We start from the raw sequence: 18795 nt of genomic DNA on the forward strand, positions 1-18795 counted from the left end.
CGAAGCCCGTGCCATGCGCGAAGGACACGACATGCCAATCACGGTTCCGCTGGTCGACATCGCGCAGACGCTGGCGCGGGCCGGCTGCCCCGGCAACCGTTGCGACCGCTACCGGCTCTACGAGGAGTGGGCGCGCGATTTCCAGGCCGACTTCGAGGCCCGCACCGCGGCCGGCCGCAGGCCGGAGCGCACCTACCTGCGCGACGTGACTGCCTTCGCGCTGCGCCGGGCGGCGGCGTACGGGTTCGAGGTGCGCTGCGAGGACTTCGGCGCGCGGCTGTGCAGCGAGGCGCGGCTGATGGCCGGCGTGCGCTGACCCGGGAAGAACCCGGTACTAGGAGCTTTCGCGCTGCTCGATGCGGAACGGGATCATCACCGTCTCCGCAGGCGGCCGATGGCCTTCGCGCGCACCGTCGATCACACGCAGCAGCAGTTCGCCCGCCGCCTTGCCGATGCCCACGCAATCCACCGCCACGGTGGTGATGCGCGGATGGCAGGCGCGCGCCACCTCGAAGTCGCCGAAGCCTGCGATCGCGATGCGGCCCGGCACGTTCCAGCCGCGGCGCTGGCATTCCATCAGCGCGCCGAAGGCCGACAGGTCGGACACGCAGATCACCGCATCCACGTCGGGCCACTGCCGCACCAGTTGCACCACCGCCTCACCGCCTTGGGCCATCGAGATCGGCGGCTGGCCGAAGCTGATGACGCGTCCGTCGGGCAGGCCCAGTTCGCGGATTGCCTCCGCGTAGCCGCGTTGCCGGTCTGCGCCGCGCGTGTCGCGGTTCGACGTGCCGCCGATGAAGGCGATGCGCCGGTAGCCCTTGCCGTGCAGGTGCCGCACCATCGCGGCGGCGGCCTCCGCATTCGAGAAGCCGACCGTGTGTTCGATGGGTGTGGCGGGCAGGTCCCATGTCTCGACCACCGGCACGCCGGCGGCCTGCAGCATCGAGCGCGCGGCGGGTGTGTGCGAGCCGCCCGTGAGGATCACGCCTTCGGGCCGGCGCGCGAGCATGGCGCGCAGCAGGCGCTCTTCGGTTTCCACGCGGTAGTCGGTGTAGCCCAGCAGCAGTTGCAGGCCGCGTGCTTCCACTGCCGCGGTGATGCCCTGCGCGGTTTCTGAAAAATTGGAGTTGTTGAGCGAGGGAATCAGCACCGCGATGAAGCCCGAACGCTTGCTGGAGAAGGTGCGCGCCGTCTGGTCGATGACGTAGCCCATCTCCTCGCAGGCCTGCAGGATGCGCTGGCGCAGCGCCTCGGAGGTCACGCGGTCGCTGCTCGCGCCCCGGTTGAGCGCGCGCGACACCGTCATCTTCGACACGCCGACGCGCGCGGCCACGTCGGCCATCGTCGCGGGGCGGGTGAGGGGGGCGGCAGCGCTGGCTTTGGTTGGGGGCAAGGGGCTTCGTTCTCTCTCGGAAGTGCTGCTCGCGGAACGGGATGCCGATAACCCGCGAGGCGCCGGATTCGAAAGGCGAAGAATACAGCGGGTGATGGCTCTTCAGGAATGAGCCGCTAGCGCACCTCGCGGTGCTCGAAGGTTGCGTTGTCGATGATGTTGTGCATCTCGAGCCCGTGCTTGTCGAAGTGCTTGATGTCGGTGGCGGCGGGCGTGTAGTCGAGGATGCCGAAGTTCTCGCGATGGCCCACCAGCTTGTACTTGGTGACGAAGGCGCCCGAGGAGATGACCTCGAACATCTTCGTCTCGCCGGCTGGCGGCAGGAAGGCGTTCTCGTGGATGTCGCCCGACAGGAAGATGGTGTGGCGCCCCTGGATGATCCGGCGAAAGCGCGCGTAGTCGTCGCCGTAGGGCATCCAGCCGTTGCCGGTGGCCCGGATCGGCGTGCCGGCGCAGATCAGGACGAAGCCTTGCTCGTTCCTCAGCTCGTTCTCGAGGAATGCGAACTGCGCTTCCCCGAGCAGCGTTTTCTTCTCTCCGGGCACGTCGCGGAACCAGCGCGTGTCCAGGAAGATGGCCTTGCCGATGCGCTGGCCTGCATGCTGCAGCGGCACGGAATAGAAGATGCCGGGGCCCGGCGGGTTGATCTGCATGAACTCCGTGAACAGCTCGCGCGAGATGGCCTTCTTGGTGTTGCTCACCTGCGTGCCGTAGGCGTTGTTCCAGGCAAAGTCATGGTCGTCCCAGGTGCCGTAGACGCCGCCGCCCTGGTCCTGGCGCTCGCGCACGGTGGCGATGAGCTGCTTGAAGCCCGGCGTGTCCCATTGGGCGGTGTACTTCTCGGCCATGATCCGCCGGAAGTAGTCGTCGCTCCAGTCCCGGGGTTCCTCCAGGTGGGGAAAGTAGTCCATGTAGATCTGGTCGCCCAGCAGGAACAGGTAGTCGGGCTGGTGGGCTGCGACCTTGTCCCAGACCACCTGCGCGTGGCCGGGACGGAGGTTCATGCACGAGGCAAAGGCGATTTTCATGGGGGCTCCTCATTCACCGGTCTGGGTGCCGGGTGAGGCGGATCATAGGCAGCCCGTGCGCTCTGTCTCTCCGCAAAACATGGGATGGCGCTGTGTGCTCAGGCGCGCTCTTTCTTCAGCTGCCGCAGCGCCGCTTCGGCATGCGCGACGAAGCGGCCCGACAGCAGCGAAGCCGCAAAGTTGTGGTTGGTCACGGCGAAGATGTCGAAGGAAGGCGCCTTGCGGATCGGCCTGAAGCTCAGCCTGTCGGTCATGCAGCCGCGTGCCGTGAGGTCGTCGACGATGGCGACGCCGGCGCCCGCCGCAGCCATGGCGCAGGCACTCTGGCCGGCGCGCACTTCGATGCGCGCATCGGGCTCGCAGCGGTGCTCCACGCACCAGTCGGCAATGATGCGGCCCTGCGGCGTGTCGGGGCTGAAGGAGATCATGCGTTCGCCCAGGATGTCGGCCGGCTTCAGCGTGCGCCGCGCTTCCAGCGCATGCCCGCGCGGGAACACGCCGGCCAGCGTCCATTGGCCGATGGGTCGCGCGGTGAGCAGCGGATCGTCGATGGCCAGGGTGGAGATGGCCACGTCGGCCTCGTGCGCGGCCAGGCGCTTGACCATCTCCTTGGCGAGCAGCACCTCGAAGTAGATGCGCGCGGAAGGAAACTCCTCGCCCAGCGCGGTGAGTGCGCGCGGCACCATGTCGAGCCCGGTGCTCGGGCTGCACAGCACGCGCAGCGTGAGCATCTTTCCGTCCTTCAATGCCTGCGCGCAGTCGTCGATGCGCGCCACGCCGCGGTACACCTGCTCGACCTCGGCGAACAGAGCCTGCGCCTCGGGCGTGGCCAGCAGCTTGCCCTTGCGGCGCTCGAACAGGCGCAGCCCCAGCTGCAGCTCGATGTGCGACAGCATGCGGCTGATGCCCGGCTGCGACACGTGCAGCGAGCGCGCCGCGTCGGTGACGGAGCCGGCAAGCATGACGGCGCGGAAGACTTCGATCTGTCGGAGATTCATGACTTGGGTCCGCGCAATGGCGTTGTTCGATAACGCGATGTTATGGGCTTGCGACATGTTGGTATTTGCCGGGCGCGCGGGGGCTTCCTAGGATCGGGCTTCTTCCTTCAAGAACATAAAAGAGGCAACGAGACATGGTCCAGGTCAACGCCGTACGCGGCATCACACGCAGGCATGCGCTTTCCATGCTGTCGGTCGCGGCACTTGCCAGCACCCTCGGTCGCCGCGCAGACGCCGCCGATGCCTGGCCCACCAAGCCGCTGCGCATCATCGTGCCCTTTGCACCGGGTGGCGGTGCGGACGGGTCGGCACGCGTACTGGCCGAAGTGCTGGCGCCGCAACTGGGCCAGCCGGTGATCGTGGAGAACAAGCCCGGCGCGGGCAGCGCCATCGGCGTGATGGCGGCGCTGCAAAGCCGAGACGGCCACACGTTGCTGATGGGCAGCAACAGCATGGTGATCAACCCGTCGCTGAACCCCAAGCTCACTTACGACGTGTCGCGCGACTTCGATGCCATCGGCATGGTCTCGCAGCAGCCGCTGGTGCTGGTGGTGCCCGCCGAGTCGAAGGCGAAGACGGTGGCGGACCTTGTGGCCCAGGCCAAGGCGCAGCCCGGCAAGCTCAGCGCAGGCAACAGCGGCACGGGCACGCTGGCACACCTGACGGCTGAACTCTTCGCGCAGGAAACCGGCACCGCGCTGGTCAGCGTGCCCTACAAGGGCGAGAGCGCGCTGATGCCCGACCTGATCTCGGGACTCGTGTCGATGGGCTTCCTGAATTTGCCGAGCGTGATCGTGCACATCCGTTCGGGCCGGCTGCGCGCGCTGGCTGTGTCTTCGGCGCAGCCGGTGGCTGAACTTGCGAACGTGCCGACCTTGCGCAGTCTGAAGCTGCAGAGCCTCGAAGTGGAGGGCTGGGCGACGCTGGTCGCGCCCAAGGGCACCATTCCTGCCGAGGGCTTGGCTCGGCTGGAGAAATTGCTGGCGGCTGCACTGCAATCCGATGTGGTGAAGAAGCGCTTCGATGCGCTGAGCCTGGAGACATTCGTTCGAGGACGCGAGGCTACGGCGCAGTATCTGAAGGCTGAAGGTGCTCGTTGGGGGCAGGTGGTGAAGAGCCGTGGCATTCAGGTCGAGAACTGAGATGAAACCTTGCTCTTCCTGTTCGGGGTGCGCTCACGCCGACGGGGTACCTTGCTCCGCGAATGTCCCCCGGCCTGCGGCCTCCTCCTTTATTTCGCTGCGCAAGGCACCCCATCGACGTGATCGTTGGACGCAGCGCTTGACCCGGCCGCACAACGACAGCGTTCATGTGCGAATGGCATCGGGTGCTCCCCGCAGCGAAATAAAGGAGGAGGCCGCAGGCCGGGGGACATTCGCGGAGGGGAGTACCCGGTGTCATTCGCACGCACCCCGAACAAAAGCCGACAAAACACAAGCGACACCGGCATGAACACAGACATCAAAAGCAGCCACGTCATAGAAGCCGACGTGGTGGTATGCGGCGGCGGCGTCGCAGGCACCATGGCCGCCGTGGCAGCGGCCAGGCAGGGCGCGTCAGTCGTGCTGGTCGAGCGCTACGGCTTCCTGGGCGGCAATGCCACGGCAGGCGCAGTGGCCCAGTTCAACAGCTGGCAGACCGGCAACGGCCGCAAGGTGGTGGCAGGCTTGGCCGATGAAGTGGTCACGCGGCTGCGGCTGTATGGCGGAGCGCGCGAGCACGAGAGCTTCGTGATGTCGACCGGCCACCATATGGACCGCGTGGAATACGCGCCCGAAGTGCTGAAGCTTGTGCTCGACGACATGGTGGCCGAGGCCGGCGTGCGCCCCTTGCTGCATGCCAGCCTGCTCGATGTCGAGTGCGAAGGGCGGCGCATTGCCGGCCTGCGCGTGCTCACCAAGGGCGGCGTGCTGCGGCTGCGCCCGGGCGTGCTGGTCGATGCGTCCGGCGACATGGATGCGCTGAAGCAGGCGGGTGCGCGCTTTCTCGAACTCGGCGACGGCGAGGCGCTGCAGCCCGCCACGATGATGTTTCGCTTCGGGCCGATCGACTTCGAGCGCTTCGGCGCGCTGTCGAAGGCCGAGCTTGGCGCACTGGCCGCGCAGGGCTATGCGCAAGGCGGGCTGGCGCGGGCCGCGCTGCATTCGAGCCGCGATCCGTATTCGGACGACGGCTGGTTCAATATCAGCCGACTGGGCATCGACGCCACCGACCCGATGGCATTGGGCGCGGCCGAGATCGAAGGCCGGCGCCAGGCATGGAAGGCGGCGGCTTTCCTTACCGCTTCGGTGCCCGGCTGCGAGAACGGCCGGTTGCGCGCCTTTGCCACGCAGGTGGGTGTGCGCGAAACGCGGCGGGTGGAAGGCGACCATGTGCTGACGGCCGGCGAGTTGCTCCAGCCCGTGCAGTTCGAAGATGCCATCGCCGCGGGCGCGTATCCGATCGACATCCATCCGGCGCAGGGCGGTGCACTGCACTACGTGCCGATGGACGACGACCACGCCTACCAGATCCCGTATCGCAGCCTCATTCCGAGCACGCTCGACAACGCACTGGTGGTGGGCCGAGGCATCTCGGCCAGCCACGAGGCGCTGGCGGCGATCCGGGTCATGACGATCTCCATGGCAGTCGGGCACGCGGCCGGCATTGCCGCGGCGATGGCAGTGAAGGGCGCGGATGCCGGCATGGGCGCGCAGGTCAGGGCGGTGCCCGTGCCTGCGTTGCGCGAGGCGCTGGTGCGCGGCGGCGCTGTGCTCGCCTGATCGTTTAGGCGTTCAGAAAAGTCAGAGCCAGTTGCCGCTCTGCGGCATCTGCACCTTCTCGGCCGGGTCGTCGCTCGTCACGAACGAGCCGATGGCGATGCTCAGCAGCGAGATGAAGATGCTCGCGAACAGCGCGGTCCAGAAGCCCGACACCTTGAAGCCCTTCACCAGTGCCGCCACCAGCAGGATCATCAGCGCGTTGATGACCAGCAGGAACAGCCCGAAGGTCACCAGCGTCAGCGGTAGCGTGAGCACGATCAGCAGCGGCTTGACGACGGCGTTGGCCAGGCCCAGCAGCAGCGCCGAGATCACCAGCGCGCCGGTGCTGTCGAACTTGAGTCCGCGAAACAGGTGGCTGGCCACCCACAGCGAGATGGCGGTGATGGCCCAGTGGATGAGGAAGGGAGTCAGGTTGTTCAGCATGGGTTGGGTGTGTGGCAGCAGACGCAGAGTTTGTTTCCGTCGGGATCGCGGAAGTAGGCGCCATAGTAGTCCGGGTGATAGTGCGGCCTGAGGCCGGGCGGGCCCTCGCACACGCCGCCATGCGCGAGGGCGGTGGCATGGGCGCGGTCTACCGTGGCCCGGTCGGCGGCCATCAGCGCCACCATCTGTCCGTTGCCGGGTGTTGCAGACTGATCGTCGTACGGGGTACCCACCAGGAAGAGCGGGCGAGGCGCGTCGGGGCTTTGCCAGCCGGCCCAGGGCTTGCTGTCGTCGCGAAACCTCAGCTTGAGGCCGAGCTCGCCCATGAGCGCCGAATAGAAGGAAAAGGCGCGCTCGAAGTCGTTCGCGCCGATGTAGACATGGGACAGCATGCGAGTGAATTCTTCCTGGTTAGCGTTTGAATTGTTGAGCGCTGTTTTCGATTGTTACCCTAGGAAACAATGGCGAGGACGCCGTTAAGATCGCCGCTCTTATGGCCAACGCGTCTATCGCCAGCATGACCCCCGCCCCGGCTTCGGCCGACGAGGCCGAATCGTGGGTGCGCGGAGAGCTCATCCGCAGCCTGATGCGCTCCGCGCGGGGCTCGTATTTTGTATCGGCCGCGCTGATGCCGGCGATGGTCGGCCTGAACTGGGCCTACGTGCCCCGCTGGGAGCTGCTCACGTGGCTCGTGGCCGGGCTCATCGCCACCGCGTGCCGCGCCTGGGGTGCGCGGGTCTATGCGGTGCGCTATGCCGGGCGCAGCGCGGCGGCGCAGCAGCAGTTCACCGAGCGCTATGGCTTCGTCTGGAGCACCAGCGCGGTGGTGTGGGGCTTGTCGGTGCTGCTGTTCTTCGAGCGCACGCCGCAGGTCAACCAGTTCATGAGCTGGCTCATCGTGGCCGGCGTGGGCACCTTTCCGCTCAACGGGCTGGCGCTGCATCCGCCGCTGCTCAAGCGCTACGTCAACACGCTGTTCATCACGATGCTGGGCGCGGTGGTGATACGCCTGGCGTCGATTGCCATGCACCACCCGCAGTTCCAGTACGGCTACCTGATGCCCATCCTGCCGATCCTGCACTGGTTCCTGCTGCTGCGGGCGGGGCGGCACATTCACGAGACGGCGCGCAACAGCCTGGAGCTGCTGTTCCACAACCACATCCTGATCAAGTCGCTGACCCAGCAGCGCCAGGCGGCGGTGTCGGCCGTGGCCATGAAGAACCGCTTTCTTGCCAGTGCCGCACACGACATGCGCCAGCCGGTGCTGGCACTTTCGTTGTATGCCGACTGGCTGCGCAACGAGCCGGAGCTGGTGTTGGAGCTCGCGCCGAAGATCGTGCGCGCCACGCACGCGGTGAACGCGCTGTTCGACTCCATGTTCGACCTGGCGCGCATCGACTCGGGCCAGGTGCGCCTGCACGTCGAGCGGGTCGATGTGCCCGAGCTGCTGCACGACCTCGAACTGCAATACCGACCGGTGGCCGAGACCCGCGGCCTCGACTTTCGCGTGCACGTGTGCGAGGGCTCGTTCCTGACCGACCCCATCCGCGTGCGCCGCATGATCGGCAACCTGCTGGCCAACGCCATCAAGTACACGGCCGAAGGCGGCGTGTTGCTGGCGGCGCGGCAGACACGTGACGGCCTGCGCGTGGAAGTGTGGGACACCGGCATCGGCATCGCGCCCGAGCACTTGCGCGATGTGTTTCTGGAGTTCTACAAGGTGGCCGACCATGCCGGCACCTCCGACGGCTTCGGCCTGGGCCTTGCCATCGTCGCGCGGCTGTCGCACGTGCTGGGCCACCCCGTCAGCGTGCGTTCGCGCCTGGGCAGCGGCAGCGTGTTCCGCGTGGCGCTGCACGATGCCGACGAAGCGGTAGCGCAAGCCCGCGTGAGCGCCTCAGGCGGCTGAGCTGCGAGAGGTCTGCATAAAAAACCGCGCACAGGGCGCGGTTCCAGAGGTCGTCAGGTTCGCCGGCGGGAATCAGCCCGACAGCAAACCGTTGGTGCGCGCGTAGTGCAGAGCTTGAGTGCGGCTCTTCACGCCGAGCCTGCGGAACAGGCGCCACAGGTGCACCTTCACCGTGTGCTCGCTGATCTCCAGGTCGGTGGCGATGTCGCGGTTGCTCATGCCCTTGTCGAGCATGGCGATCAGCTGCGTCTGCCGCTTCGACAGCTTGCCGCTGTTGGCGGCTGGCATCTCGTCGGCTTCGTCTTCCGAGCCTGCCATCAGCAGGCCGCGCAAGGCAGCCGCCAGTTCGTTGGAGCTGGCCGACTTCTCGATGTAGGTGTCCGCGCCCGCTTCGATGCAGGCGTCCTCCATGTCCGCGGAAGGTGCCGCCGAATACACGGCAATGGGCACGTTCGGATAGACCTGCTTGACCGCGATCACGCCCGACACGCCATTGGTGTCCGGGAGCTTCAGGTCCAGGCAGAAGAGGGTGGGCGCACCACGCTGCTGCACCGAGCTCGCGAGCTTGTCGAGGCGCTCGAGCTCGACGATGTTCTCGGCCGGACGCAATCGCCGCAAGACCATCACGATCGCGTCGCGCATCAGGGGGTGGTCGTCGATGACATAAATGCTCATGTTTTCTTCCTTTGTGATCGCACCGTCTTCTCTCTTCCTGCTCATCGGCGGATAAGCCGATGGGCTTTGCCGGATCAACTCCCGCTTGTTGTGGGTGTTGCCTCCGTCAGGGCCTCCAGCGCCTCGGTGACGGCGCGTGTTCCTTCTGTGTCGATGGGTTCCAGCTGGCTGGCCAGCGTGGTCAATGCTTCGCCGCGCTGCGCCTGCAAGACCGCGATGGTACGGCCCGCTTCCTGCGGCGATGTGAATCCACGGCTTTGCAGCAGGGTTTCGCCGCGCGCATCCAACAGCTTGAAATAGAAAAGCCCGTCCGCCTTCTCGCGGTACTGCTTGAAACTTGGCTTCGCGACCTTGGCCGCCTTGGCTGAGCCCTTGTCCTTGCCGGCCGCGAGATTGCGCAGGCCGACCGCGTGGCGCAGGCTGGCCATGAACGGCTTCGACAGGGCTTGCGCCTTCTCGGCGCCGATGAGCAGCGTGCGCTCGATCTGCGCCGGGTCGTTCATGAGCGCGTCGTAGCGCGCGCGCAGCGGCGCCACTTCATGGTCGATGCGCTCGAACAGCAGCTGCTTGGCGTCGCCCCAGCTAATGCCATTGGCGTACTCCTTGCGCAGCGACTCGGTTTCCTCGGCGCTGGCAAAGGCCTGGTAGATCTGGAACAGGGCAGAGCCCTCGGTGTCCTTGGGCTCGCCGGGGGCGCGCGAGTCGGTCACGATGCTGGAGATCTGCTTTTGCAGCTGCGCGCGCGGCGCGAACAGCGGGATCGTGTTGCCGTAGCTCTTGCTCATCTTGCGGCCGTCGAGGCCGGGCAGGGTGGCCACAGCGTCGTCGATCTCGGCCTCGGGCAGCGTGAAGTGATCGCCGTACAGGTGGTTGAAGCGCTGCGCCATGTCGCGCGCCATCTCGATGTGCTGCACCTGGTCGCGGCCCACGGGCACCTTGTGGGCGTTGAACATCAGGATGTCCGCGCCCATGAGCACCGGGTACATGAAGAGGCCGGCCGTCACGTCGGCATCGGGGTCCTCGCCCTTGGCCACGTTCTTGTCGAGCTGCGCTTTGTATGCATGCGCGCGATTGAGCACGCCCTTGCCGGTGACGCAGGTGAGGAACCAGGTCAGCTCGGGAATCTCGACGATGTCCGACTGGCGGTAGAAGGTAACGCGCTCGGGGTCGAGCCCGCAGGCCAGCCAGCTGGCGGCGATCTCGAGGGTGGAGCGCTGGATGAGCGCCGGCTCCTGCACCTTGATGAGCGCGTGGTAGTCGGCCAGGAAGAAGAAGCTCTGCACACCGGGCGCGACGCTTTGCCGCACCGAATGGCGGATCGAACCGACGTAGTTGCCGAGGTGCGGCGTGCCTGAAGGCGTGATGCCGGTCAGGACGCGCAGGGGAGCTTGGGAAGACGAAGCCATGAGACGAAAAGACTTAGAGCAGCAATGCCTTGAGCGGGGTGATGATCAGGTTGATGACGAAGTAGCCCACGTCCATCAGCGGCCGCAGCCAGTATGTGCTGACGACGCCCGCGATGACGAGGCCCATCACGATGAAGAAGCCATACGGTTCGATGCGCGCCAGGAACATCTGGGCTTGCCCGTTGGGCAGCAGGCCAGCCAGCACGCGGCCGCCGTCGAGCGGGGGCAGCGGGAACAGGTTGAAGGCCCACATCACGAGGTTGACGAGGATGCCGCCCTGCGCCATCTGAATGAAAAAGTTTTTACTGTCGAGGCCGGCCGCGACCAGCGCCACCAGCACGAGCGCCCACAGGATCGCCTGCACGAAATTGGAGACCGGCCCGGCGAGAGCCACCCACACCATGTCGCGCTTCGGATGGCGCAGCCGCCCGAAGTTGACGGGCACCGGCTTGGCATAGCCGAACAGGAATGCACCCGAGGTCGCGAAGTACAGCATCAGCGGCATCAGGATGGTCCCGATGGGGTCGATGTGCTTCATCGGGTTGAGGGTGACGCGCCCCATGACCTCGGCCGTGTTGTCGCCGAAATGGCGAGCCACATAGCCGTGCGCTGCCTCGTGCACGGTGATCGCGAAGATCACGGGCAACGCGTAGATCAGTACGGTCTGTATCAGGTTGGAAATATCCACTGGGCGATTGTGTCAGACGAGGAGTGTTTATCAGCCCGATTTCAGAGGCCGAGCACAGCCAATGCACCGCGCCCCTGCCGCACCACGACCGGCTCGTCGCCCGTGCCCATGGGCGTGAGGTCGACCACCGTGGTCGGCTGCGACGGGCAGGCACCTGCGTCGATGACGCCGGCAATCTGCTTCTCGAAGCGCTCGCGGATGACCTGTGCGTCGTTCAGCGCCTCGGTCTCGCCTGGTGCGATCAGCGTGGTGGCCAGCAGCGGTGCGCCGTGCAGCGAGAGCAACTCCAGCAGCACCTTGTGATCAGGCACGCGCAGGCCGATGGTCTTGCGTTGCGGATGGCTCACGCGGCGCGGCACTTCCTTGGTGGCTTCGAGCAGGAAGGTGTAGGGGCCGGGCGTGGCCGCCTTCAGCAGGCGGTATTGCTTGTTGTCGACGCGCGCGTAGTTGGCCAGCTCGCTCAGGTCGCGGCACAGCAGCGTGAGGTGGTGCTTCTCGTCGACCTGGCGGATGCGGCGCAACTGGTCTACCGCGTCCTTGTCGTCGAGGTGGCAGGCCAGCGCATAGCTGGAGTCGGTGGGCACCGCAATGATCTCGCCGCGCTCGAGCAGCGTGACGGCCTGCTTCAGCAGCCGCTGCTGCGGGTTCTCGGGATGGACTTCGAAGTACTGGGCCATGAAAAAACTCCGGATCAGGATTCGGCGGGCTCGATAGGCACGCGGCGCTCGCGCACCGTAAGCCACGCACCGGCCGCACCGCAGACCGCGATCATCGCCATGCCGATGAGCGAGTAACGGTCGGGCAGTTGGGAAAAGATGAGCCAGCCGCCGAGCATGGCAAAAGCGATCTGGGCATAAAGATAAGGCGTGAGCGTGGATGCCGGCGCGCGCTGGTAGGCCAGGATCAGGATGAAGTGGCCCACCGTGCCCATGAAGCCCATCAGGCACAGCAGCGCCCACCAATGCCACGAGTCCAGCTCGGTCCACACGAAGGGCACTGCGAGCGAAGCAATCAGCGCGCCGACCCAGCCGGTATAGAAATGCATCGTGAGCGGGTTCTCGGTCTGCGCGAGCTTGCTCGTGAGCACCTGGAACCACGCATTGGTCAGCACCAGCCCGATCGGCAGCAGGATGGCCCAGCTGAAGGCCTCGCCGCCCGGTCGCAGGATGACCAGCGTGCCGATGAAGCCACCCGCCACAAGCACCCAGCGCAGCGGCGACACATATTCCTTGAGCGTGGTGGCCGCCAGCAGCGTGATCACCAGCGGCGCGATCAGCACGATCGACGTGAACTCGGCCAGCGGCATGTAGCGCAGGCTCAGGAAGGCCAGCGTGCTCGACACCAGCAACAGCGCACCGCGCAGCAACTGGTAGCGCGGATGCCGCGTGCGCAGCAGCGCCGTGCCATGCAGCGGCAGGAGCACGGCCGTGGTGGCCACGGCCTGGAATGCGTAGCGGAACCACACACCCATGAGGATGGGCACGCCCGCGGTGGAGGCCTTGGTTGCGGTGTCGAGCGTGGCGAAGCAGGCCACGGCCACCAGCACCAGGCCGATGCCCGCGAGGATGCGGCCCGATTCGGTGTCGCGCGTCTTTTGCGCCGCGAGGCGCGCATTCGCCAGCGCAACGGTTGCCGCGTTGTCGATGCCGGTCCCGGGGTTCTGGCTCACTGCTGGATGCGATCGCCGAGCAGTTCCCACACAGGAGTGAGCGCGCCAGGCAACGGCGGCAGCTTGCCGAGATCGCAGTGACTCTCGTCGGGGCTGTGGAAATCGCTGCCGCGCGAGGCGGCGAAATCGAACTCGAGCGCCTTGTCGGCGTACTCGACATATTCGGCTGGCGTGTGGCTGCCGGTGACGACCTCGATCGCCTTGCCGCCATGAGCCTTGAATTCGAGGAACAGCGCGTACTCCTCGTTGGCCGTGAATTTGTAGCGGCCCGGGTGCGCGATCACGGCCATGCCCTTGGCGGCGGTGATCCAGTGCACAGCGTCCTTCAGCGAGGCCCAGCGGTGCGGCACGTAGCCGGGCTTGCCTTCGGTGAGGAACTTGCGGAACACCTCGGGCGTGTCGCGGCAGTGGCCCTGCTCGACGAGAAAGCGTGCGAAGTGCGTGCGCGAAATGAGTTCGGGGTTGCCGACGAACCTGAGCGCGCCTTCGTATGCGCCGTGGATGCCGACCTTGGCCAGCCCCTCGGACATTTCCTGCGCGCGCTTGCCGCGGCCGCCGCGTGTGTCGTAGAGGCCCTGCGACATGGCTGCGTCGTCGGCGTCGAAGCCCAGGCCGACGATGTGCACCGTTTCGCCCGCGAAGGTCACCGAGATCTCGGTGCCGGTCAGGTAGCGCATGCCGTTTGCACGGGCTGCCGCGGCGGCGCGGTGCTGGCCGCCGACCTCGTCGTGATCGGTGAGGGCCCAGAGCTCGACCCCGTTGGCGGCCGCGCGCGCGGCCAATTCTTCGGGCGTCAGTGTGCCGTCGGAGACCACGGAGTGGCAGTGAAGATCGGCATTGAGAATGGAGGACACCCTCGCATTCTATGGGGTCTGGAACATCGGTGCGGGCGCATGGATGCTGCGCAAGATGCTATTAAATAAATAGCATTACTGTGCCGCTGCATGCGGCTCAGCGCTTCTTGCGAAAAGCTGCCCAGGCCGCCACCGCGGTGAAGCTTGCGACGATTGCCACCACGATCCAGAAGCCGTGCTTGTGGTCGGCCAGCGGAATGCCGCCCACGTTCATGCCGAACAGGCCGGCCAGGATGTTGATCGGCAGCGCCAGCACCGTGACCACCGTCAGCACGAACAGGCTGCGGTTGTTGTCCTCGTTGACGTTGGCGGCAATTTCTTCTTGCAGCAGCTTGATGCGCTCCTGCAGTGCCTGCATGTCGCGCAGCACCACCGAGAACTCTTCGGTCGAGCCGCGCAGCGCCTGCGCGTCGGGCTCGGCCATCCAGGCGGGAGGCCCTTGCAGCAGTCGGAACAGCGCGGCCGGCTCGGGCGCCAGCAGCCGCTGCAGCCGCACCAGCAGCCGGCGCAGCACGCCGAGCCGCGCGCGCTTGTGGTCGAGGCGGCCGGCTAGCAACTCGTCTTCGATGTGGTCGATGCGCGAGGTGACGCCGCGCACGATCTTCACCAGCACGTCGGCCTGCGCGCGCAGCAGGTGTTCGAGCAATTCGGTGCTCGAGCGCGGCGCGTCGCCCGCCTTCACGGCCGTGCGCAGCGTGTCGACCGAGCGCAGCGGCTTGGTGCGCGCCGTGACCACGAGGCGCGGACCCACGCTGATCCACAGCGTGGAGATGTCAGAGGGCTCGAAGCTGAACTCGAAGTGCACGTCGTTGATGACGGCGATCAGCGAGTCGTCGGCGCGCTCGATGCGTGTGGAGGGCAGGCCCTCGTGCAGCGTCTCGAAGAAGATGTCGGAAAGGTTCGCGTGCCGCACCAGCCAGCGCTCGGCATGCGCATGGCTCAGATTGAAGTGCAGCCAGACGTAGGCGGGGTTTTCTTCGCCATCGCCTTCCTCGCCCTTGTCGCGTTGTTCGGCCAGCCACACGGCCGCCTGCGCGGAGTCGATGGCCCGTGCGGGCTCGGGCGCGGAGGCGTCGAACAGGTAGCCGGAGATCAGTCCGGCTTCGTCGCCTCCGTAAGACTGAGAGGCGAGGTCATGAAATGCCGACAAGATGCGTGATCAGAAAATTCGGGTGAACAACCAGTAGAGCGACCCCGACAGCAGCATTGCCACCGGCAGCGTCAGCACCCAGGCCAGCGCGAGGTTGCGCAGCGTGGACATCTGCAGGCCCGAGCCACTGGCCGTCATGGTGCCGGCCACGCCGGAAGACAGCACGTGCGTGGTCGACACAGGCAAGCCATACATGTCTGCCGCGCCGATGGTGATCATCGCCACCACTTCGGCCGATGCGCCCTGCGCGTAGCTCAGGTGCGTCTTGCCGATCTTCTCGCCCACGGTGACCACGATGCGCTTCCAGCCGATCATCGTGCCCAGGCCCAGCGCGATAGCCACCGCGACCTTGACCCACAGCGGGATGAAGCGCGTGGCGCTGTCCAGTTCCTGGCGGAACGTGTTGACGCGCAGTTTTGTCTCCTCGTCGAACTTGGCCGCACCGCTCTTGTCGAGGTGGCGGATGGCTTCGGAGGCCAGGTACATGTCATTGCGCACGTTGGCGACGGCATCTGCGGGAACGCCAGCCAGCGAGCCGTGCTCGCGCACCTGCCGTCCGATGCTGCCGGCGGTCGCGGCCAGCGCTGGCACCACCGAAGGACTGAACTCGCGGGTGCGCACATAGGTGGAGAGCGTGTCGCGCGCCGCGGCGGGCTCCAGCGCAGGCAGCGAGGTCGGCACGCTGCGGGTCAACGCGGTCTGCGCCATCTCGGCCACGGCTGCGAACTTCACGGTCTCGTTGGCGGGCATCGCACGGTTCAGCGCGTAGGCCATGGGCACCGTGCCCACGAGGATCAGCATGATCAGCCCCATGCCCTTCTGGCCGTCGTTGGAGCCGTGCGCGAAAGACACGCCCGTGCAGGTCAGGATCAGCAGGCCGCGGATCCACCACGGCGGCGGCTCGCTGCCCTTGGGTTCTTCATACAGTGCGCGGTTCTTCACGAAGGCCCGCAGCGCCAGCAGCAGGAGCGCGGCGCAGCCGAAGCCGACCATCGGCGACAGCAGCAGCGAGTAGCCGACCTTGGTGGCCTGCGCCCAGTCGACGCCGCTGGTGCCGTCGCGGCCGTGCATCAGCGCATTGGCCACGCCCACGCCGATGATCGAGCCGATCAGCGTGTGCGACGAAGAAGCCGGCAGCCCCAGCCACCACGTGCCCAGGTTCCAGATGATGGCGGCGATCAGCAGCGCGAACACCATCGCGAAGCCGGCGCTCGAACCCACTTGAAGAATAAGTTCCACCGGCAGCAGCGCGATGATGCCGAAGGCCACCGCGCCGCTGGACACCAGCACGCCCAGGAAGTTGAAGAAGCCCGACCACACCACAGCGAAGTTGGGCGGCAGCGAATGGGTATAGATGACGGTTGCCACGGCGTTGGCCGTGTCATGGAAGCCGTTGACGAACTCGAAGCCCAGCGCAATCAGCAGCGCCACGCCAAGAAGTATGTAGGGCACCCAGGTGGTGACGGGCGCCCCGGAGGACGTCACGTCGCCCACCAGGCTCCAGGCCGTGAAGAGCAGGCCGGCGGCCAGCAGGCCCACGAAGGTGATCAGCGTGAGCGGACCGGGCTTGGAGTCGAGCTTGGGCCGTTGCGAGGCGGACGCGGACGGCAACTCGGCATGCGGGGCTGCAAGCGTGTTCATGGGCGTTTCTGGGGTGTTGGAATAGCTGCAGATGGTGTTCGCGGTGTGTGACAACTCCGTGTCAACGGGCTCAAAACCGTCACGCAGCCGTCATATACGGCGAGCAGCATGCTTTTTCCTGCCCCTTTCACTCTTTCCGCCCCACCATGCCGACCAGCGCACTTCCCGACCACGAAGACCTGATGCAACGCATCGCCCGCGACCTGATCGACAGCTACGACGAAGAGCTCGAGCTGGAGATCGAAGACCGCAACATCGACGGCCTCGACCCCGCCTTGGCAACACCGACCTCCGCCGACAAGGCGGCCCGCCAGGCCTACTTCAAGGAGCTGTTCCGCCTGCAGGGCGAGCTGGTCAAGCTGCAGGACTGGGTGCAGCACAGCAAGCAGAAAGTTGTCATCCTGTTCGAAGGCCGCGACGCGGCGGGCAAGGGCGGCGTCATCAAGCGCATCACCCAGCGCCTGAACCCGCGCGTGGCCCGCGTGGCCGCGCTGCCGGCACCCAACGACCGCGAACGCACGCAGTGGTACTTCCAGCGCTATGCCGCGCACCTGCCGGCAGCCGGCGAAATGGTGCTGTTCGATCGCAGCTGGTACAACCGCGCCGGCGTCGAACGCGTGATGGGCTTCTGCACCGACGAAGAGTACGAAGAGTTCTTCCGCACCGTGCCCGAGTTCGAGAAGATGCTCGTGCGCTCGGGCATCAAGCTCATCAAATACTGGTTCTCCATCACCGACGACGAGCAGCACATGCGCTTTCTCGGCCGCATCCACGATCCGCTCAAACAGTGGAAGCTCAGCCCGATGGACCTCGAAAGCCGCCGCCGCTGGGAGGAATACACCAAGGCGAAAGAAATCATGCTGGAGCGCACCCACATCCCCGAGGCGCCGTGGTGGGTGGTGCAGGCGGTCGACAAGAAGAAGGCGCGGCTGAACTGCATCAGCCACCTGCTGGGCCAGATGCCGTACCAGGAAGTGGCGCATCCGCCGGTCGAGCTGCCCTCGCGCGTGCGGCATGACGACTATCTTCGTCAGCCTGTTCCCGCGAACATGATCGTTCCGGAAATCTACTGATGCGCGCCGGGGCGGGAAGGCCGCCCCTTGTTTGGTGTTGTTAGGCCAGCCGGCGCTTTGCGTTCACACTGCGCGCCATGGCCCGTTCTTCCACTGCTTCCGTCTTTGCCCGCGCCTACGAGCGCAACCTGCGCGCGCTCACCAAGGCAACGCTGAGCAACAGCAAGCGCATCGCGGGTCAGGTCCAGCGCGCCACCGCCAAGAGGCTCAAGCCGCCGCCCGGCAAGGGCGACTGGCTCAGTGGCATGGCGATGGGCCCCGGCGGTGCGCGCGGCTATCACCTGTTCCGGCCGGCCGGGTTGCAGCTGAAGCCGGGCGAGCGGCTGCCGCTCATGGTCATGCTGCACGGCTGCGGGCAGACCGGACGCGACTTTGCAGCGAGCACGCGCATGAACGCGCTGGCCGTGCGCCAGCGCTTCCTGGTGCTTTATCTCGAGCAAGACCGGCTCGCCCATCCGCAGGGCTGCTGGAACTGGTATGAGCGCCGCTCCGGCAAGGCCGACGCCGAAGCCGCGACGCTGATGGCCGCCGTCGACCAGGCCTGCATGCTGTACCCCGCGGACCGCGATCGCGTGGCGCTGGCGGGGCTCTCGGCTGGCGCCAGCATGGCGGCCCTGCTTGCGACGCGCTATCCCAACCGCTTCCGCGCCGTCGTCATGCATTCGGGCGTGGCGCCCGGCGCGGCGAAATCGCCGGCCACGGCCCTCGGCGCGATGCGCGGGCAGAACGTGCCGCCGATGCCCTCCACGGCGGTTGGCAAGGCGATGGGCGCCGCGGCTGTTTTCGCCACTTTGCCGCCGATGCTGGTGCTGCACGGCGATGCCGACGCTGTGGTCGCGCCGAGCAATGCCGTCAACAGCGCCGCGGTGTGGGCCACCGCGGTGGGCGCGAAGCCCGGGCTATCGCGCAACATGCAGCGTGGCAAGCGCCGCGCGATGCGCGTGACCGACTTCAAGCGCAAGGGCCGCACGCTCGTCACGCTGTGCGAGATTGCGGGGCTGGGCCATTCGTGGAGCGGCGGCGCATCGAAGCTGCTGTTCAGCGACCCCGAGGGGCCCGACGCCACGCGCATGACCTGGGCCTTCGCGGCCGCGCAGTTCAAGGCCGCAGCGAAGGCCTGAAG

Annotated in this window: 19 protein-coding genes; 6 read left to right on the forward strand and 13 right to left on the reverse strand. The window is 66.6% G+C overall.

Annotated elements, in window-relative coordinates; genetic code table 11:
* Positions 1–31: 31 nt before the first annotated feature.
* Positions 32–316: a hypothetical protein gene (locus ACSFBF_RS12530; protein ID WP_435467310.1), complete on the forward strand. Its 285-nt coding sequence runs from the start codon at positions 32–34 to the stop codon at positions 314–316.
* Positions 317–334: 18 nt separating this feature from the next.
* On the opposite strand, the gene ACSFBF_RS12535 is transcribed toward ACSFBF_RS12530, so the two are convergent.
* The 3 genes from ACSFBF_RS12535 to ACSFBF_RS12545 form a co-directional block, all read right to left on the reverse strand.
* Positions 335–1345, reverse strand: a complete 1011-nt coding sequence (locus ACSFBF_RS12535; RefSeq protein WP_093077247.1) for a LacI family DNA-binding transcriptional regulator — start codon at positions 1343–1345, stop codon at positions 335–337.
* Between the two features lie 167 nt (positions 1346–1512).
* Entirely contained in the window at positions 1513–2424 is a 912-nt protein-coding gene (locus ACSFBF_RS12540) for an alkaline phosphatase D family protein (RefSeq protein WP_435467312.1), read from the reverse strand.
* Positions 2425–2522: 98 nt separating this feature from the next.
* The gene (locus tag ACSFBF_RS12545; protein WP_435467314.1) at positions 2523–3422 is read right to left on the reverse strand and encodes a LysR family transcriptional regulator; all 900 of its coding nucleotides are present in this window, start codon (positions 3420–3422) and stop codon (positions 2523–2525) included.
* A 134-nt stretch (positions 3423–3556) separates the two neighbouring features.
* Between ACSFBF_RS12545 and ACSFBF_RS12550 the strand changes: the two genes are divergently transcribed.
* Together ACSFBF_RS12550 and ACSFBF_RS12555 are read left to right on the forward strand one after the other, a co-directional pair.
* The gene (locus ACSFBF_RS12550; RefSeq protein ID WP_435467316.1) at positions 3557–4564 is read left to right on the forward strand and encodes a Bug family tripartite tricarboxylate transporter substrate binding protein; all 1008 of its coding nucleotides are present in this window, start codon (positions 3557–3559) and stop codon (positions 4562–4564) included.
* 306 nt (positions 4565–4870) lie between these two features.
* Positions 4871–6184: an FAD-dependent oxidoreductase gene (locus tag ACSFBF_RS12555; protein WP_435467318.1), complete on the forward strand. Its 1314-nt coding sequence runs from the start codon at positions 4871–4873 to the stop codon at positions 6182–6184.
* Between the two features lie 21 nt (positions 6185–6205).
* Here ACSFBF_RS12555 and ACSFBF_RS12560 read toward each other — a convergent pair whose 3' ends face one another.
* Positions 6206–6607, reverse strand: coding sequence for a phage holin family protein (locus tag ACSFBF_RS12560; RefSeq protein ID WP_435467320.1), 402 nt, complete (start codon positions 6605–6607; stop codon positions 6206–6208).
* Positions 6601–6999: a VOC family protein gene (locus ACSFBF_RS12565; RefSeq protein WP_435467322.1), complete on the reverse strand. Its 399-nt coding sequence runs from the start codon at positions 6997–6999 to the stop codon at positions 6601–6603. Before ACSFBF_RS12565 ends, ACSFBF_RS12560 begins: the two co-directional genes overlap by 7 nt.
* Positions 7000–7100: 101 nt before the next feature.
* Between ACSFBF_RS12565 and shkS the strand changes: the two genes are divergently transcribed.
* On the forward strand, positions 7101–8516 hold the full coding sequence (gene shkS, locus ACSFBF_RS12570) for a surface-behavior sensor histidine kinase ShkS (protein ID WP_435467324.1): 1416 nt from the start codon (positions 7101–7103) through the stop codon (positions 8514–8516).
* 72 nt (positions 8517–8588) lie between these two features.
* Here the strand turns inward: shkS and ACSFBF_RS12575 are convergent, their stop codons facing one another.
* The 8 genes from ACSFBF_RS12575 to ACSFBF_RS12610 all read right to left on the reverse strand — a co-directional run bounded on the left by ACSFBF_RS12575 (position 8589) and on the right by ACSFBF_RS12610 (position 16599).
* Positions 8589–9191 carry a LuxR C-terminal-related transcriptional regulator gene (locus tag ACSFBF_RS12575; RefSeq protein WP_093058637.1) on the reverse strand — a complete coding sequence of 201 codons (603 nt, stop codon included), beginning with the start codon at positions 9189–9191 and terminating at the stop codon, positions 8589–8591.
* A 74-nt stretch (positions 9192–9265) separates the two neighbouring features.
* Complete coding sequence (locus tag ACSFBF_RS12580; protein WP_435467327.1) at positions 9266–10597, reverse strand: tryptophan--tRNA ligase; 1332 nt, start codon at positions 10595–10597, stop codon at positions 9266–9268.
* Between the two features lie 13 nt (positions 10598–10610).
* Complete coding sequence (locus ACSFBF_RS12585; protein ID WP_435467329.1) at positions 10611–11285, reverse strand: site-2 protease family protein; 675 nt, start codon at positions 11283–11285, stop codon at positions 10611–10613.
* A gap of 41 nt (positions 11286–11326) precedes the next feature.
* On the reverse strand, positions 11327–11962 hold the full coding sequence (locus ACSFBF_RS12590) for an L-threonylcarbamoyladenylate synthase (protein ID WP_435461197.1): 636 nt from the start codon (positions 11960–11962) through the stop codon (positions 11327–11329).
* 14 nt (positions 11963–11976) lie between these two features.
* Positions 11977–12954 carry a DMT family transporter gene (locus ACSFBF_RS12595; RefSeq protein WP_435467331.1) on the reverse strand — a complete coding sequence of 326 codons (978 nt, stop codon included), beginning with the start codon at positions 12952–12954 and terminating at the stop codon, positions 11977–11979.
* Positions 12951–13808, reverse strand: coding sequence for a 3',5'-nucleoside bisphosphate phosphatase (locus tag ACSFBF_RS12600; protein ID WP_307617386.1), 858 nt, complete (start codon positions 13806–13808; stop codon positions 12951–12953). The genes ACSFBF_RS12595 and ACSFBF_RS12600 overlap by 4 nt, the downstream gene beginning before the upstream one ends.
* A 97-nt stretch (positions 13809–13905) precedes the next feature.
* The gene (locus tag ACSFBF_RS12605) at positions 13906–14958 is read right to left on the reverse strand and encodes a transporter (protein WP_435467333.1); all 1053 of its coding nucleotides are present in this window, start codon (positions 14956–14958) and stop codon (positions 13906–13908) included.
* Positions 14959–14967: 9 nt separating this feature from the next.
* On the reverse strand, positions 14968–16599 hold the full coding sequence (locus ACSFBF_RS12610) for an inorganic phosphate transporter (protein ID WP_435467335.1): 1632 nt from the start codon (positions 16597–16599) through the stop codon (positions 14968–14970).
* A 146-nt stretch (positions 16600–16745) separates the two neighbouring features.
* Between ACSFBF_RS12610 and ppk2 the strand changes: the two genes are divergently transcribed.
* Positions 16746–17672, forward strand: coding sequence for a polyphosphate kinase 2 (ppk2, locus tag ACSFBF_RS12615; protein ID WP_435467337.1), 927 nt, complete (start codon positions 16746–16748; stop codon positions 17670–17672).
* Positions 17673–17749: 77 nt separating this feature from the next.
* Positions 17750–18793 (forward strand): extracellular catalytic domain type 1 short-chain-length polyhydroxyalkanoate depolymerase, encoded by a 1044-nt coding sequence (locus ACSFBF_RS12620; protein WP_435467339.1) that lies wholly within the window; start codon positions 17750–17752, stop codon positions 18791–18793.
* Positions 18794–18795 lie beyond the last annotated feature (2 nt).

The sequence above is a fragment of the Variovorax nivicola genome, from assembly GCF_051216475.1.
Taxonomy (GTDB): domain Bacteria; phylum Pseudomonadota; class Gammaproteobacteria; order Burkholderiales; family Burkholderiaceae_C; genus Variovorax.

Excerpts from the sequence above, each read along its gene's own strand:
- ACSFBF_RS12530 (WP_435467310.1), top strand. The coding sequence starts at position 32 with ATGCCAATCACGGTTCCGCTGGTCGACATCGCGCAGACGCTGGCGCGG.
- ACSFBF_RS12535 (WP_093077247.1), bottom strand. The coding sequence starts at position 1,345 with ATGGCCGACGTGGCCGCGCGCGTCGGCGTGTCGAAGATGACGGTGTCG.
- ACSFBF_RS12540 (WP_435467312.1), bottom strand. The coding sequence starts at position 2,424 with ATGAAAATCGCCTTTGCCTCGTGCATGAACCTCCGTCCCGGCCACGCG.
- ACSFBF_RS12545 (WP_435467314.1), bottom strand. The coding sequence starts at position 3,422 with ATGAATCTCCGACAGATCGAAGTCTTCCGCGCCGTCATGCTTGCCGGC.
- ACSFBF_RS12550 (WP_435467316.1), top strand. The coding sequence starts at position 3,557 with ATGGTCCAGGTCAACGCCGTACGCGGCATCACACGCAGGCATGCGCTT.
- ACSFBF_RS12555 (WP_435467318.1), top strand. The coding sequence starts at position 4,871 with ATGAACACAGACATCAAAAGCAGCCACGTCATAGAAGCCGACGTGGTG.
- ACSFBF_RS12560 (WP_435467320.1), bottom strand. The coding sequence starts at position 6,607 with ATGCTGAACAACCTGACTCCCTTCCTCATCCACTGGGCCATCACCGCC.
- ACSFBF_RS12565 (WP_435467322.1), bottom strand. The coding sequence starts at position 6,999 with ATGCTGTCCCATGTCTACATCGGCGCGAACGACTTCGAGCGCGCCTTT.
- shkS (WP_435467324.1), top strand. The coding sequence starts at position 7,101 with ATGGCCAACGCGTCTATCGCCAGCATGACCCCCGCCCCGGCTTCGGCC.
- ACSFBF_RS12575 (WP_093058637.1), bottom strand. The coding sequence starts at position 9,191 with ATGAGCATTTATGTCATCGACGACCACCCCCTGATGCGCGACGCGATC.
- ACSFBF_RS12580 (WP_435467327.1), bottom strand. The coding sequence starts at position 10,597 with ATGGCTTCGTCTTCCCAAGCTCCCCTGCGCGTCCTGACCGGCATCACG.
- ACSFBF_RS12590 (WP_435461197.1), bottom strand. The coding sequence starts at position 11,962 with ATGGCCCAGTACTTCGAAGTCCATCCCGAGAACCCGCAGCAGCGGCTG.
- ACSFBF_RS12610 (WP_435467335.1), bottom strand. The coding sequence starts at position 16,599 with ATGAACACGCTTGCAGCCCCGCATGCCGAGTTGCCGTCCGCGTCCGCC.
- ppk2 (WP_435467337.1), top strand. The coding sequence starts at position 16,746 with ATGCCGACCAGCGCACTTCCCGACCACGAAGACCTGATGCAACGCATC.
- ACSFBF_RS12620 (WP_435467339.1), top strand. The coding sequence starts at position 17,750 with ATGGCCCGTTCTTCCACTGCTTCCGTCTTTGCCCGCGCCTACGAGCGC.